This window comes from Gilliamella sp. wkB72, assembly GCF_001693745.1.
GTDB classification, from domain to species: Bacteria; Pseudomonadota; Gammaproteobacteria; order Enterobacterales; family Orbaceae; genus Gilliamella; species Gilliamella apicola_E.
The window spans coordinates 59,911-75,131 of the sequence record NZ_LZEI01000017.1 but is presented as its reverse complement, the minus strand read 5'-3'; the positions used below and the strand labels follow the sequence as shown (position 1 = coordinate 75,131).

At 33.8% G+C, this 15,221-nt stretch carries 13 protein-coding genes; 9 read left to right on the top strand and 4 right to left on the bottom strand.

The genetic code is table 11. The annotated features are described in order from the left end of the window. The first annotated feature begins 47 nt into the window (after positions 1-47). Positions 48-311: an HPr family phosphocarrier protein gene (locus tag A9G07_RS09015; protein ID WP_065734887.1), complete on the top strand. Its 264-nt coding sequence runs from the start codon at positions 48-50 to the stop codon at positions 309-311. 120 nt (positions 312-431) lie between these two features. Here the strand turns inward: A9G07_RS09015 and A9G07_RS09010 are convergent, their stop codons facing one another. Next, positions 432-1,814, bottom strand: coding sequence for an APC family permease (locus A9G07_RS09010; protein ID WP_065563489.1), 1,383 nt, complete (start codon positions 1,812-1,814; stop codon positions 432-434). A gap of 586 nt (positions 1,815-2,400) precedes the next feature. On the opposite strand from A9G07_RS09010, the gene A9G07_RS09005 reads away from it, so the two are divergent. The 5 genes from A9G07_RS09005 (at position 2,401) to A9G07_RS08990 (ending at position 7,717) form a co-directional block, all read left to right on the top strand. Next, positions 2,401-3,615: a tetratricopeptide repeat protein gene (locus A9G07_RS09005; protein WP_065734886.1), complete on the top strand. Its 1,215-nt coding sequence runs from the start codon at positions 2,401-2,403 to the stop codon at positions 3,613-3,615. A gap of 326 nt (positions 3,616-3,941) precedes the next feature. Further along, on the top strand, positions 3,942-5,141 hold the full coding sequence (locus A9G07_RS09000) for an SEL1-like repeat protein (RefSeq protein WP_065734885.1): 1,200 nt from the start codon (positions 3,942-3,944) through the stop codon (positions 5,139-5,141). A 326-nt stretch (positions 5,142-5,467) separates the two neighbouring features. Then, positions 5,468-6,622, top strand: a complete 1,155-nt coding sequence (locus tag A9G07_RS08995) for an SEL1-like repeat protein (RefSeq protein ID WP_065734884.1) — start codon at positions 5,468-5,470, stop codon at positions 6,620-6,622. Positions 6,623-6,915: 293 nt separating this feature from the next. Then, on the top strand, positions 6,916-7,056 hold the full coding sequence (locus A9G07_RS12030) for a hypothetical protein (protein WP_176713964.1): 141 nt from the start codon (positions 6,916-6,918) through the stop codon (positions 7,054-7,056). 217 nt (positions 7,057-7,273) lie between these two features. Then, a complete protein-coding gene (locus A9G07_RS08990; protein ID WP_065734883.1) occupies positions 7,274-7,717 on the top strand; it encodes a hypothetical protein in 444 nt (147 codons plus the stop codon). Positions 7,718-7,895: 178 nt separating this feature from the next. Here the strand turns inward: A9G07_RS08990 and A9G07_RS08985 are convergent, their stop codons facing one another. Both A9G07_RS08985 and A9G07_RS08980 read right to left on the bottom strand, forming a co-directional pair. Then, positions 7,896-9,425, bottom strand: coding sequence for an AMP-binding protein (locus A9G07_RS08985; protein WP_065734882.1), 1,530 nt, complete (start codon positions 9,423-9,425; stop codon positions 7,896-7,898). Then, entirely contained in the window at positions 9,422-10,306 is an 885-nt protein-coding gene (locus A9G07_RS08980; protein ID WP_218060051.1) for an SDR family NAD(P)-dependent oxidoreductase, read from the bottom strand. Before A9G07_RS08980 ends, A9G07_RS08985 begins: the two co-directional genes overlap by 4 nt. 717 nt (positions 10,307-11,023) lie before the next feature. Here A9G07_RS08980 and A9G07_RS08975 point away from each other — a divergent pair. Both A9G07_RS08975 and A9G07_RS08970 read left to right on the top strand, forming a co-directional pair. Further along, positions 11,024-11,458 carry a PTS sugar transporter subunit IIA gene (locus A9G07_RS08975; protein ID WP_065734881.1) on the top strand — a complete coding sequence of 145 codons (435 nt, stop codon included), beginning with the start codon at positions 11,024-11,026 and terminating at the stop codon, positions 11,456-11,458. Next, positions 11,451-12,857, top strand: coding sequence for a PTS fructose transporter subunit IIC (locus A9G07_RS08970; RefSeq protein ID WP_065563481.1), 1,407 nt, complete (start codon positions 11,451-11,453; stop codon positions 12,855-12,857). The genes A9G07_RS08975 and A9G07_RS08970 overlap by 8 nt, the downstream gene beginning before the upstream one ends. 54 nt (positions 12,858-12,911) lie before the next feature. Here A9G07_RS08970 and A9G07_RS08965 read toward each other — a convergent pair whose 3' ends face one another. Beyond that, positions 12,912-14,594 carry an amidohydrolase gene (locus A9G07_RS08965; protein ID WP_065734880.1) on the bottom strand — a complete coding sequence of 561 codons (1,683 nt, stop codon included), beginning with the start codon at positions 14,592-14,594 and terminating at the stop codon, positions 12,912-12,914. 149 nt (positions 14,595-14,743) lie between these two features. Here A9G07_RS08965 and matP point away from each other — a divergent pair, with 149 nt between their 5' ends. Further along, on the top strand, positions 14,744-15,208 hold the full coding sequence (matP, locus tag A9G07_RS08960; RefSeq protein WP_065563479.1) for a macrodomain Ter protein MatP: 465 nt from the start codon (positions 14,744-14,746) through the stop codon (positions 15,206-15,208). The last annotated feature ends 13 nt before the right edge of the window (positions 15,209-15,221 follow it).

Genomic DNA, 15,221 nt, shown 5'->3' with positions numbered 1-15,221 from the left:
AAATACATGTATCGTATTAACGTTAGATATAAGTAAGGACATATAATATGCTAAAAGAGCAAATGGTAGTAAAAAATTCAACTGGTTTACATGCCCGCCCAGTAACGACACTTGTTAAATTAGCTGGTCGTTATAAATCATCAATTGAACTTGTTTATAACGATAAAGCTATTAAATTAAAAAGTATGATGGGTTTACTTGGTGCTGGCGTTAAAGGCGGTTCAACTGTTGAAATCATCTGTGATGGTGAAGATGAAAAAGCAGCTATGGATGAAATCCGTGAATTATTTGCTACAGGTTTTGGTGAATAATTTTAAGCGATTTTAATTAAATTTTATTACTTAAAAATGAAAATCCCGTCGACCTTGGTCGACGGGATTATTTTTAAAGGGCATGAACTAAATACTTTTAAGTAGACCTAATAGATTTATCTAATCTTTGATAATTGAATCCAATTCCGAATGATCAATTGATGGTAATGTCGTTGTAAAAAATCTAGTTAAATAGAGTAAATAACAAAATCCAAAGGCCAACCAAATCAATCCAACCATCATTGCTGTCGATTCAAGGCTAGTCCATAGCCACAACGAAAGTAGTAAACCAATTGCAGGCATTAGTCCATATTTTAATAGCATCAACACTGTTTTCTTGGTCTCACCACCTAAGTAGCTTTTGATAACGCATAGATTGACAAAGGTAAAAGCGACTAATGCACCAAAACTTATCATCGATATCACTAAGGTTAAATCAAGAACCAAAGAGAATAATGAAAAAATAGAAACAAAAATTATTGATAAGTAAGGTGTTCTAAAACGTGGATGAATTCTATAGAAGATTCGTTTAGGTAATACACCCTCACGTCCCATAGCATAAAAAATTCGAGACACACTAGTTTGTGCTGTCATTGTTGAGGCAAATACACCAGTTAAATATGCTGTTTGGAAGAAGTTATATATAAAATCATTACCAAAATTGCCAAGAATATTGGTTAAATGACTTATACTGTCAACTCTGTGCATTACATCCAAACTCGCTGTATCTCGATTGTCAACAAAATCAGTCCATTGTGGATACGCTAAATGCGCACAATAAGAAACAACTAGGAATATACAACCAGCAATAAGCACGGTACCAATAATTGCTCTTGGTAAGGTTTTTTTAGCTTCATTTGATTCTTCAGCCAGTGTCGCTATTGCGTCAAAGCCTAAAAATGCAAGGCATAATATGGCGGCTCCGGAAAATAAACCACTAAAGTCATCTGGTGTAACTGATATAGGTTTGAGCATCGCTTCGGGTGTTAAATCAACATTTATTAACGTTATAATAATAAACAATACGATAAATAACGCTTGAAATAAATTTAAAGTGATATTGGCCCAATTGATTAACTTGATTCCAAGATAATTTAATATACTGACACCCATAATCGATACTAATACAAATACATAGGCTGGAATATTCTCAAAGTGTTCATGTAGATATATTCCTAAAACCAAATAATTTAATATTGGTAAAAATAGGTAATCAAGAATTTGTGCCCAACCAACTAAGAAACCAACTTTTCCACCAAAAGTTCGTTGTACATAGGTATACGCCGAACCAGCAATAGGGAGCTTGTTTGCCATTCGGCAATAACTCAATGCTGTGAAAAAGATCATGGCAAGGGTGATGATGTAGGCTATAGGTAAGTGTCCATTACTGACAACGGTAACTTCCCCATAAGTGGTAAAGATCCCTAAAGGAACCATATAAGCTAAACCAAATGCAATTAATGCAGGTGTGGTTAAAACTCGTTTCATTTTTATTGCGGACATGATTTATTTTTGCTCCTCTGTCCCAAAAAACAATAAAAAACTACTAAGTATAGTTTTGCCTTTTACCCGCTTGAAGCGGCAGGGAATTCTGCCACATTATCATAATTATGCAAGCTAATTTTTATTATATTGACATTTAATTTAGTAAATTCTGGATTTAACCATTTAATATGAATTATTTCTGAACAATTCTTAATAAAAATAGATTTTTTAGACTCAAAGAAAGTGATTTATATTTAGGTTAAGCTCTCTATTATGAATAAGAATAAAAATAGATTAAACCAAGGTTATTTGCCTATAAAAATAAATCGCACTTTTAATTTCTGAAGAAAGGGAAATATTAAGGATTTGATATAAAGTAATGAGAAAATATATTTATAGGAATATTATGGTTAAATACTTTTCTAATAATAGTGACATTTTTATGTGATCCAATAATTGGCGTGTTAACAATTTTTTCAACTCCACATACGCATAAGCCAGTTAAAAGTACATTGTTAACGAGTAATAGAGAGTAAGCCTATTCTTTTCTTGTCAGTAGGCAAAATAAAAAAATTATTATATTTAAGGAAATTAAGGAAAACTAATGAAAAAAGTACAATTTGTTGTATTAACAGCATTATTATCGACGACAGCTTACGCTAATAATTGCGCTACCTATTTCGAACAAAAAGCTTTTGATAAAGCTTTTATTGCTTGTAACACTGAGGCTGAGCAGGGAGATAAAGATGCTCAGTTTAATTTAGCATTTATGTATTACAACGGCGACGGCGTCGAAGAAAATACAGAAAAAGCACTAAATTGGCTTACTCAGGCAGCGGAACAAGGGGTTTCTATTGCGCAATATGGTTTATCACGCATGTATGAAGAAGGTGAGGGAGTCGAAGTCGATAAAGAACAAGCGCTCTATTGGCTCACTCAAGCAGCGGAAGCCGGATCTGTTCAAGCACAATATGACTTATCCAATAGGTTTGAACGTGAAAAATGGCTCACTAAAGCAGCAGAGCAAGGATTTGTTGTTGCGCAAAATGATTTAGGGCGACATAATTTAGGGCAACATGGTAATAAAGAAAAAGTGCTATATTGGCTAACTAAAGCTGAGCAACAAGGGCTTATTTCTGCACAAACTGGATTAGCAAACATTTATGAAAATGGACTCAGTGTCGAAGTCAATCAAGAAAAAGCGGTGTATTGGTATACAAAAGCTGCGGAACGAGGGGATGGTTGGGCGCAATTCGAGTTAGCAAAGAGATATGATAAAGGAGACGGTGTTGAGGTCAATAAAGAGAAAGCAGTATATTGGTACACGAAAGCAGTAAAAAAAGGATTTGTTGAGGCGCAGTATTATTTAGCAGTTTTGAATAATGAAAGTGACGATGTTATAGCAGAACTACGTAAGAGGTTACCTAGAAAAAACGATGTACCAGAATATGGAATTGCTCAAGCGCAATATGATTTAGCAGAAATGTATGACAAAGGTGACGGTCTCGAAGTTAATAAAGATAAAACGGTATATTGGCTCAGTAACGCAATGAAAAAAGAGCTTAGTCAAACACAATATCGTTTAGCACATATGTATGACAAAGGTGAAGAGATCGAAGTCGATAAAGAGAAAGCACTATTTTGGTATAAAAAATCAATAGATAATGGTAACACTAAAGCAATGCATAATTTAGGCATTATGTATTATAAAGGTGATGGTATTGAAAAAAATAGCGAGTTAGCTAAAAAGTATTTTGAACAAGCTTGTGAGCTAAAATTTAAAGAAAGTTGCGATATCCTTCACAAAGGAATCAAATAAACATTATTCATAAGTCATGCAAATTAGAAACATGTTAAAAGAACTGCCTCACATATTAAGGCAGTTCTTTTTTATACAGCTTTAAAATGTTATTTATTCTGTTAACACAATTACTTTTTTGATATAAATTAGCTTAACAATGACATTTTAATACGGCTCAAGATATTTGGTTGGCGTGTTAGTCATTTTATCAACTGCATATACTGATAAGCGATTTAAAAGTACATTGTTAACAAGTAATAGATAGTAAACGTATTTTTGTTCTTTTCTTGCCAGCAGGCAAAATAAAAAAATTATTATTATTTTTAGGAATTTAAGGAAAACTAATGAAAAAAGTACTATTTGTTGTATTAACTGCATTATTATCGACGACAGCTTACGCTAATAATTGCGCTACCTATTTCGAACAAAAAGCTTTTGATAAAGCTTTTATTGCTTGTAACACTGAGGCTGAGCAGGGAGATAAAGATGCTCAGTTTAATTTAGCATTTATGTATTACAACGGCGACGGCGTCGAAGAAAATACTGAAAAAGCACTATATTGGCTTACTCAGGCAGCGGAACAAGGGGTTTCTGTTGCGCAATATGGTTTATCACGCATGTATGAAGAAGGTGAGGGAGTCGAGGAAAACAGAGAAAAAGCACTATATTGGCTCACTCAAGCAGCGGAAGCCGGATCTGTTCAAGCGCAATATGATTTATCCAGAAGGTTTGAACGTGAAAAATGGCGCACTAAAGCAGCAGAGCAAGGATTTGTTGTTGCGCAATATGATTTAGGACAATATGGTAATAAAGAAAAATCGCTATATTGGTATACTAAAGCTGAGCAACAGGGGCTTATTTCTGCACAAATTGGATTAGCAAACATTTATAACTATGGGCTCGGTGTCGAAGTCAATCAAGAAAAAGCGGTGTATTGGTATACAAAAGCTGCGGAACGAGGGGATGGTTGGGCGCAATTCGAGTTAGCAAAGAGATATGATAAAGGAGACGGTGTTGAGGTCAATAAAGAGAAAGCAGTATATTGGTACACGAAAGCAGTAAAAAAAGGATTTGTTGAGGCGCAGTATTATTTAGCAGTTTTGAATAATGAAAGTGACGATGTTATAGCAGAACTACGTAAGAGGTTACCTAGAAAAAACGATGTACCAGAATATGGAATTGCTCAAGCGCAATATGATTTAGCAGAAATGTATGACAAAGGTGACGGTCTCGAAGTTAATAAAGATAAAACGGTATATTGGCTCAGTAACGCAATGAAAAAAGAGCTTAGTCAAACACAATATCGTTTAGCACATATGTATGACAAAGGTGAAGAGATCGAAGTCGATAAAGAAAAAGCACTATTTTGGTATAAAAAATCTGTAGATAATGGTAACACTGAAGCAATGCATGATTTGGGCGTTATGTATTATAAAGGTGATGGTATTGAAAAAAATAGCGAGTTAGCTAAAAAGTATTTTGAACAAGCTTGTGAGCTAAAATTTAAAGAAAGTTGCGATATCCTTCACAAAGGAATCAAATAAACATTATTCATAAGTCAGGCAAATTTGAAATCTGTTTAAAGAACTGTCTTACATATTAAGGCAGTTCTTTTTTTATACAGCATCAAAATATCATTTATTCTGTTAACACAATTACTTTTTTGATATAAATTAGCTTAACAATGACATTTTAATACGGCTCAAGATATTTGGTTGGCGTGTTAGTCATTTTATCAACTGCATATACCGATAAGCGATTTAAAAGTACATTGTTAACAAGTAATAGATAGTAAACGTATTTTTGTTCTTTTCTTGCCAGCAGGCAAAATAAAAAAAATTATTATATTTTAGGGGTTTAAGGAAAACTAATGAAAAAAGTACTATTTGTTGTATTAACAGCATTATTATCGACGACAGCTTACGCTAAAAAGTGCGATATTCTATTTTATCAAGATGATAAAGTTGTAATTTCTTGTAAATTGGGGGCTGAAGAGCTAGATAAGAAAAATCAGCTATTTATAGAGCGTATGTATGACAGAAGCGACGGTGTCGAAGCCAATGCAGAAAACTCGCTCTATTGGTACACAAAAGCAGCGGAAGACGGATTTGTTGAGGCGCAATATGATTTAGCATCTATGTATGACAAAGGAGACGGTACCGAAATTAATAAAGAAAAAGCGTTATATTGGTACACAAAAGCAGCGGAACACGGATTAGTTGAGGCGCAATATGGTTTATCACGCATGTATGAATTAGGAGACGGTGTCGAAGCCAATAAAGAAAAAGTGCTCTATTGGCGCACAAAAGCAGCTGAAAAAGGGCATATTTCGGCGCAATTAGAATTAGCATATATGTATGACCGAGGTGATGGTGTCGAAGTCAATAAAGAAAAAGCACTCAAATGGTACACTAAAGCTCAAGCAGAGAAAGAACTGTTTGATATAGCGCTTTATCCTTTAGCAGATATGTATTCCAAAGGTAATGGTGTCAAAGTCAATAAAGATAAAGCGCTCTATTGGTACACTCAAGCAGCGGAAAAAGGGCTTGATTATGCGCAATATCATTTAGCACGTATGTATGACAAAGGTGATGGTGTCGAAGCCAGTAAAGAAAAAGCGCTCTATTGGTATACAAAAGCAGCAAAACAAGGGCATGATTATGCGCAATTAGAGTTAGCATATATGTATGACCAAGGTGATGGTGTCGAAGTCAATAAAGAAAAAGCACGCTATTGGTACACTAAAGCTCAAGCAGATAAAGAATGGTTTGTGATAAATCAATATAATTTAGCACGTATGTATGACAAAGGTGACGGTGTCGAAATTAATATAGAAAAAGCACTATATTGGTATGAAAAAGCAGCAGATAATAGTAACGCTCAAGCAATACATCAGTTAGGCATTATGTATTATGAAGGTGATGGTGTTGAAAAAAATAGCGAGTTAGCTAAAAAGTATTTTGAACAAGCTTGCGAGCTAAAATTTAAAGAAAGTTGCTATATCCTTCATAAAGGAATGAAATAAACATTATTTCTATATAAGGAGATATATGGTGTTGATATCTCGCCAGTGCTGATTTTTAAACTGACGGAATGAGTAAAGCAGCTCGTGTTAGAATGGTAATGCATAATCCTTTTAAAGTTTCAACGCTTCAGCTTATCTAATCGGTTCCGATATTATGACAGTAATACCGGAACCAATATAAGCCAAGATCCCATAAAACTAAAAGGAAGCTAACCAAAGTTTATGCTTATACGCATGATTATAATACTCTCGTTAATCCCTTCGGGGACGGTCTTTTAATATCTAGAAAAGCTATGGATATATTAATTAGGATGGGTATTGGTGAGTTGAAAAAGATAATAAAGAAAGTTTTGGTTGGAGCATTTAAAAGCGTTGGTTTCAAAGAAACTATCTTCATAGCACCAGAAGATTTAAATTTAAAAATAGAGGGATAGGCATAATGGAAAAATTTTTCTTTTAATTCAAGTTTTGTTTTTCTCGTTCGTTAGTCCCAAAGGAACAAGTTTTGATGTAGATGATATGCAAATGTCTAATTTTAAAAATGTATGTTGATAATTATGATGTGGTAAATACAACAAAAGGATATAATTTGCTCAAAAGACAATGTGCAAGTTCTATGTATAGTGCATCTTAAGCAGCAGGTATAATGAAATGAAAATCTTTAAGGTAATTTCAGTTATAACTTTTTTAATAATATCTTTGTTATTTACGTGCTCATTTACTAGCCCTAAGTTTTATATAAAATCCTATAAATATGATAAAATTGAAGATGAGGATTCTTTAACATTAAAAATTTTTGCTAAAGTTGATGAAAAAGAGTATGGTTATATTCATATCTCAAAACAATATGTAACTTTCAGATATTATTATAATTTATCTAATTTTAATAGAGGCGCTACATCGGTAGAAAATATTATTTTTGATTATAAGGATAATCATTTTCTCGTTATAAATAAAAGTAATAATAAATTAATCTTAAACATTGAATGCGATAAAGATATATATATCAAAGCAAATAACTATTTAATAGAAAAGAAGAAACAAATTAAAGATGAGAGTTCTAGATCCAGTAAAGATATTTTTTTAGGACGTTAACCATAAATAAATACTGAAAACTAGAAATAAACCAGTCAACTTTTCAGGCTTATTTTTCAAGAAGAGTAACTCAAGGTAGAGGTTAAATAGCGCCGCCTACAAATTCATAATACCTTTCTAAGAAAAATTTTATTAGAATATAATAATGGACAACAGTTCATTTATTGCTAACTAAATGTTATGCATTACTTAAATGATTAAAAAATAGCTGTTGTAATTTTTTACGGTCTATTTTTCCAATGCTTGTCATCGGTAGTTCGTCGATAAAAATGATTTTTTTGGGCATCTGATAACGGGCTATTTTTGATTTAAGCCAATCCTGTATTTTAGTTTCGGATTGTTCGGTATTAGAATTTAAAACAATAAAAGCGACCAATCTTTGCCCGAATTCTTCATCCGGCACACTTATCACTGTTACATCATTAATTTCCGGATGAGTTGATAAGCAGTGTTCAAGTTCATATGGATAAACATTTTCACCACCTGAAACAATCATATCATCAACTCGACCTGCTAAAAAGTAATAACCGTCAGCATCTTGATAGACTAAATCTCCTGTTGAAACCCAATGGTTGCCTACAGTTGACCAAGCACATTTAATAAACAGCTCATGGTGTTTTTGTGATTCATTGTTTTGCTTCTGTAATTTAGTTGATAATCCTCTCAGCGGTTTACCAATGGTTTCTGGCTTAATAGAGAGATCATCGGGCGAGGCAATCATGCAAATACCTGCTTCTGATGTGCCATACAAATTGAATAATATCTTTCCAAGCGTAGTAATGACTTGATCAACTAATATTGCTGTAATTGGCGCTCCTCCGGTAATAATACATTTTAAACTAGTGAGTTGATGTTTAGAGCATTTCAACATCCTCTTTAACATTAAAGGAACAAGTGTGACCACCTCTATTTGGTTACTCGCAATTAACCCACATGCTTTTTGACTATCAAATTTTTTTGTTAAAAACATTGTTGCACCTAATAACACAGCGATACATAAACTTGCCATGCCAAACCCATGATAAATAGGCGTTGCAATATAGATTTTTTGATAACGGAAAAGATTTAGTTTCACCAGTAGTTGACAAAATGGACTAATAAAATTTTGTGCCTTACTATCGCGTGCAGCTAATTTAAAACGGCCTGTTGTGCCACTCGTTAAAACAGTAATTTTTGAGAAGTGGGTCGTTTTAATTTTTACATCAATTGTCGAGGTCGAAACTAATAGAGAGTGAATTGACATAAGGCTTTCATGATAAATGGGTAAGCTTTTTACATTTGATAAACACGCTATTTCTGGATCGTGAATTATCCAGTCAAAACCGACATTTTCGTGAATGGACTTAAGTTGATTTGTCGACAGTTCAGTATTGATAAGATAAACATCAACGCCTAATCTTGTCATAGCAAATAAAGTATGAACTAAGAGTAGGTGGTTGTGCGCTATAATAGCGACTTTTTGATGACGCTTTATTTTAAAATTAATTGCTAATTGTTTGGCAAGGTGCTGAGATTGATTAAAAAGGGTACGATAATCAGTGCCAGTGCCGTTCTCATCGATAGCAATTTGGTTAGGAGAAAGTTTTTGACGAACATAAAGCAACGCCATTAAATTGATACCAACAATATGAACGCTATTTAATAAGTGCCAAATGCCTAATAAAGTTAATAATTTCTTTTTATATAGCGCTTTAATAAGTTTTATCATAGCGTTTTCTTCAAAAAATAACGGTTCAATTTAACCCAAATATTATTAAAAAATAATGAGGCAAGTTGAACTATGATAGTCCACCATGGTTTATATTGATGTTTTTTTGTTTGTAATAAACGGCAAATTATGGCTGCAGCTTCATCAGCTTGTAAGGCAGGAAATCTCTTATAAATCTTAATAGGTTCAATCATTCGTGTTTTAACAAGAGGTAAATAAGCTGTTGAAACATTGATTTTCTGATTTTCCAATTCTGGCCTTGCACAGCTTAACCATTGGTCAAAGGCCGTTTTTGAGGCTTGATAAGCAGCCCAATTAGCCGTTGGGGCTAAAAGTACGTTTATGGCAGAAACATTAATAATTTGCCCTTGATTACGCTGTAATTGGGGAATTAACGCCAAGCAGAGTTTGACCGGTGCATAATAATTTAACTTCATCGTTCTATCAAAATCATGCATACGTGATAATGATTGCAGTATTGACCGACAAATTGATTTGCCAGCATTATTGATTAAGATATCAACAGAGTATCGCTGTAAATTAGTAATTAAATTATCCAATTGTTCCGATTCGCGCAAATCAACCGAAAATATATCAATCTTAGCTTTTTTGTGAGCTAATGACTGCTGTATATTTATCAATTTATCATGTGTTCTAGCAACTAAAATAAGATGACATTGAATATTGGCTAAAAGATTAACCAGACTTTCACCAATTCCATAGCTAGCGCCGGTAATCACAATCACTTTATTTTCTAATTGGCGATTTAATTTTGAATAATTAGGCTTAACGATTGGAAAGAGTAAACAATTGAGAAGATTTGAGAAGTTGAACATTTTTGTACTGCCGGTTAACAATTGCGCATAGTATAAGGTAAACATTCAATCAGTCAACAAGTTAATGTTTTTAAAATAAGTTGATTTTAAAGTTTATATCTTAATAAAAAACAGACTTTCCTCAAGAAACTTGAAATTATTGTATTGATTTCTAACTGTCAGTATTTCAAGCAAGTTATTTATTAGATTGCTTTTCCCCTATTAAAATTTTGCTGCATCAGAGTTGGATATAAAGCTAAACCTAAAGGTTATTCTTTTAAACGTTCAAGTATTGTTATCTGCTGAAAACAAATGATTCCTTAAATCCTTGGTGATGCATTAAATTGTAATAACATTACTCCATATTTCACTGATTTATAAATCTTTGCTTATGCAATTCGAATGCAAGCTTTACTTTTCAATGCAGCACAAATTTTAAAAGCCAGCATGTTATCTTGATATTTGATAATTGGTTAAGTACATGTGAGATTTTTAGAATGTTATTCTCAACATCTAGAATTTTTACTTCTTTTATAACGCAATAATTGGTTGCTGCTCAGCAGTTAACTTTACCAACTAGTTTTATTCAGTGTAAGAATTTGCTATTGAATTTAATGATTATTTTAATCATTAATAAATTCTATATATTTCATATTTGTGATCTAGATCAAATTATTTAATCAAAAAATTAAGTGTCAATAAAAAATGAACGTTATATATTTGTTTTGTATATCTTTATTTTACTAAAATTTTATACTAAATAATTATCAAGAGGACTTATTTATGGCTTTAATTCCGGTTATTCCCGTCGAACTAACTGATAATCTTGCTCAAGATAAATCATTAGTGATCAAATTAATGGCAGAAAACAGTAACGAGTATTTAAACAATGTCACACAATTTTTCCAAGATGTTATGAATCATGAAAAAGAAATGGATACAGATGTACTAACAGATATTGCTTTGCCTCATGCTAAAAGTAGCGCAGTAAAAACACCATTTATTGTGGTAGGTAAGTATAATCCAGGAATAATTTGGAATAATGAAAATAAAGTTAAGTTAGTAGTAATGATTGGCGCTCCAGAAAATGCGGATAAAGAGCATTTGACAATAATTGCTAAATTGGCATCTAATTTGGCTGATGATGATTTTATTGAAGAACTTTTAAATAGTGATATTCAAACTGTAGCAAAATTAATCCGAGGTTTATATGAGTAAAGAATCGCTAAAAAATAAAAAAATTGTGGCCATATGTGCCTGTACAGCGGGTATGGCTCATACTTATATTGCTAAACAAAAAATTGAAAATGAAGCTAAAAAACGAGGATGGGATTGTAAGGTCGAAACACAAGGCGCAGCAGGGATTGATAATGTATTAACAGAACAAGATTTAAAAAGTGCCGATGTAATTTTGTTAGCAACAGATATTTCTATTGATAATGCTGAAAGGTTAGAACCTTTTAAAAATGTGATTAAGGTCAGCACCGGTGAAGCGGTTAAAAACACGGTTAATATTTTTAACAATGCTGAAGCACTATCATCTAAAAAAGAAGTTAAGGAGAGTATTGGAAAAGAAATATTTAGGTCATTAAATACCGGTATCAGTAAATTTTTACCAGTTATTATTGCTTCAGGTATTCTTTTTTCAATAGTGTTAATGACTGGTCATGTAACTGGTGACACTATTTTACCAAGTAATCAATTCTTTGCCGATTTACAGCAAGTTGCGTTTTATGGCTTTGCAATGATGGTACCTGTGCTTGCGGCATATATGGCTTATTCGATTGGTGGTAATGCCGCCTTAGCTCCAGCATTTATTATGGGATATGTAGTAAATAATCCAATTGGTGCTAATCATGTAAGTACAGGCTTTATTGGTGCTATGATTTTCGGTGTTTTAATTGGTTATTTTGTAAAATGGTTTAAAACAGTTAAAGTCCATCCAGTTATTGCCTCTGTTATGCCTGTTATGATTATTCCAACTGTGACCTTATTAGTTATGGCTCCTATTTATATTTATGGCTTGTCATATCCGCTTGATTGGTTTGTAAAAGCGATGGTCGAAACTTTAAAAGGCATGTCTGAAGTTAACGCAGCATTTTTAGGTATAGGTATTGGTGTTCTTGCAGCGCTAGATATGGGCGGACCATGTAGTAAAGCAGCTACAGCCTTTACATTAGCAGCTATGGCAGAAGGTGTTTACGGTCCTAATGGTGTATTTCGTATGTGCTGTGCAATTCCTCCTTTAGGATTGGCTATTTCTTCTTTGATTGTGTCTCGCTCTAAATATACTAAGGAAGAAAAAGAGTTTGGTATTACTGCGTTCTTTTTATCGCTAGCTGGTATTACAGAAGGGGCGATTCCATTTGCGGCTAAAGATCCAAAACGCGTTATTATTGCGATCGTTGTTGGTACAGCAGTTGCGGGAATGCTAGGCATGATTAATGGTATTGATTCATTAGTTGCATTTGGTGGTTTAGTTGCGTTAGGTGGTGTAACCAAAGGTGCATTATGGTATGTCATTGATATGTTTATCGGAGCATTTATTATTGCTGCGATTTTACATTTTTCTCGAAAACCAGCAGTGGAAGGCGATGTTATTGTTGATGCTGATTAATCATTGAAAAATTACCCCGACTAATAGGCGGGGTAATAAATTTTTTAACGATTATTAGGCGTGTTGATAAACTGTTTTCCCTCCAACAATCGTCGTTAATACTTTGACATTTTGAATATCCGTTGCTGGAATGGTAAATGGATTACGATCTAAAATAATTAAATCTGCAAATTTTCCTTTTTCGATAGAGCCTATATAATCATCTTGTTTTAACACATAAGCGGCGCCAATTGTTGCACAGCGTAGGACTTCGGTCGCTGTTAAATTGCGGTCGCTATTTAAACGAGGGTGCTGTGCATCAATTTGTCTGGTCATGGCGATTTGGAAATCATACCATTCATTAAGTGGATCAATTGGCCAATCGCTACCAAACGCACAAGTGACTCCAGCATCTATATACTGACCGTGGGCTTCTAAACCATTATAGCGTTCGGCACCAAATAAGGTTTCGTATTGTTCTACCATTGCTGAGCTACAGCCAGCCCATTGGAATGAAAATACTACACTGGTTTTCAATTGTTTATAACGAGCAAATTGATGCATTGCACTGAGTTCATTATGTGCAGTACTTGGACGAATATCCGCATCTGGTAGTGTTTTTCGCATTTTTTCAATCGCGTTAAGAACAACTTCAATTGCTCCTTCGCCAACAGTATGCATGTGAGGATGAAATCCAGCTTTAGATGATTCGAGTATTAATGCATCTAACATCTCTGTTGAATAATATAGATCACCAAGGCGATCTTTTTCATTTTCTAACTGATAAGGTTTTAGTAAGCGAGCTGTCATTAATGGTGCTTGCATCACTCCATCGACAAATAATTTGGTATGCGATACTTTTATACCTGGCTTAGGTTGCCAGTTTTTATCATCATAACGCTTAGCAAATTGTTTAACGCGATCAATAACAGCAGGAATATCTTCAATAGAACCGACATCATCAGGTGGTAATTCACGTGCACCAAATAAACGTATTGAGAGCTGATCTTGTTGTTGTAATTTTAGAAATGCATCGGCTTGTGTTTCAGTGATGCGTGCATCCATAACTGACGTTACACCTTGCTTATTTAATTCAGTTTGTGATAATTTAGCTATGTTTACTGCTTGTTCATCGGTAATTTTAGAAATGCTGTCAAATGCGCGCATAGCAGGGGCATCTTCTAATATACCGTTTAATTCGCCATCTTCAGTGCGTCCAATTTTTCCATCAGAAGGCTCTGGCGTATTACGGTCAAGTCCAAATTTTTCTAAAGCAATGCTATTTGCAACAAGCGTATGACAATCATTTGAAAACAGAATTACGGGGCGCGTGGTATTAAGTTTATCAAGATCAAAGCGGGTAATGTCGGTTCCGATTGGTAACACTTCTTGGCGCAACCAGCCACGAACTTGTAACCAATTTTTACTATTGTCTGCGGAATCATTATCTAAATATTCTTGAATAATGGCTAAGGTAGTATCAACAGTTAAACTTTGATAATTTAAATTACATGATGATAATTGCATACCGCCCCAAAAAGTATGTAGATGAGCATCAATTATGCCAGGCATCATTGTTTTACCTAGTAGATCATGAATTATTGTACAATTATCAACATATTGGGAGTTATTTATCTCTTGTGTGGTACCAGTTGCAACAATATAGCCATTTTTAATTGCAAGCGCTTCACAAACGGTATCATGCTCGTCAGCAGTGTAAATGTAACCATTAATATAAATAACATCGGCTTTTGCCATTATTTGTAATTCCTTAAGTAGAAGTTCAAAATGATAGGCGAACGATAGCAGATTTATAAAAAATTTGTCAAATGCAATAATTTTCTTTATTGTGTGTCAAGATTATGCTACAACTAACATATTTAGTTACAGCGTCACAAGGTGAGCTTATGAAATATCAACAATTAGAAAACCTTGAATGCGGTTGGAAGTGGCACTATTTAGTAAAAAGACATTTAGAAGGGGAGCCTATCACTCGTTATGTTGAAAAGAGTGCAGCTCAACAAGCCGTAAATGAACTATTGTTATTAGAACACAAACCGACAGCCGTCGTTGATTGGATTAAGCAGCATTTAAATCCCGATTTAGATAACCGCATGAAGCAAACCATTCGGGCGCGACGAAAACGACATTTTAATGCCGAGCAGCAAAATACACGTAAAAAGTCTATTGATTTAGAATTTCTAGTCTGGCAAAGATTAGCTAATTTAGCTAAACGCCGGGGATGTACGTTGTCACAAACAATTACACAATTAATTGAAGATGCAGAGCAAAAAGAGCAGTATGCAAGTAAAGTGTCGACAATTAAAGATGATTTACTGTCATTACTTGATGTTAATTTAGACAGTAAATAACTTAAACTACAGG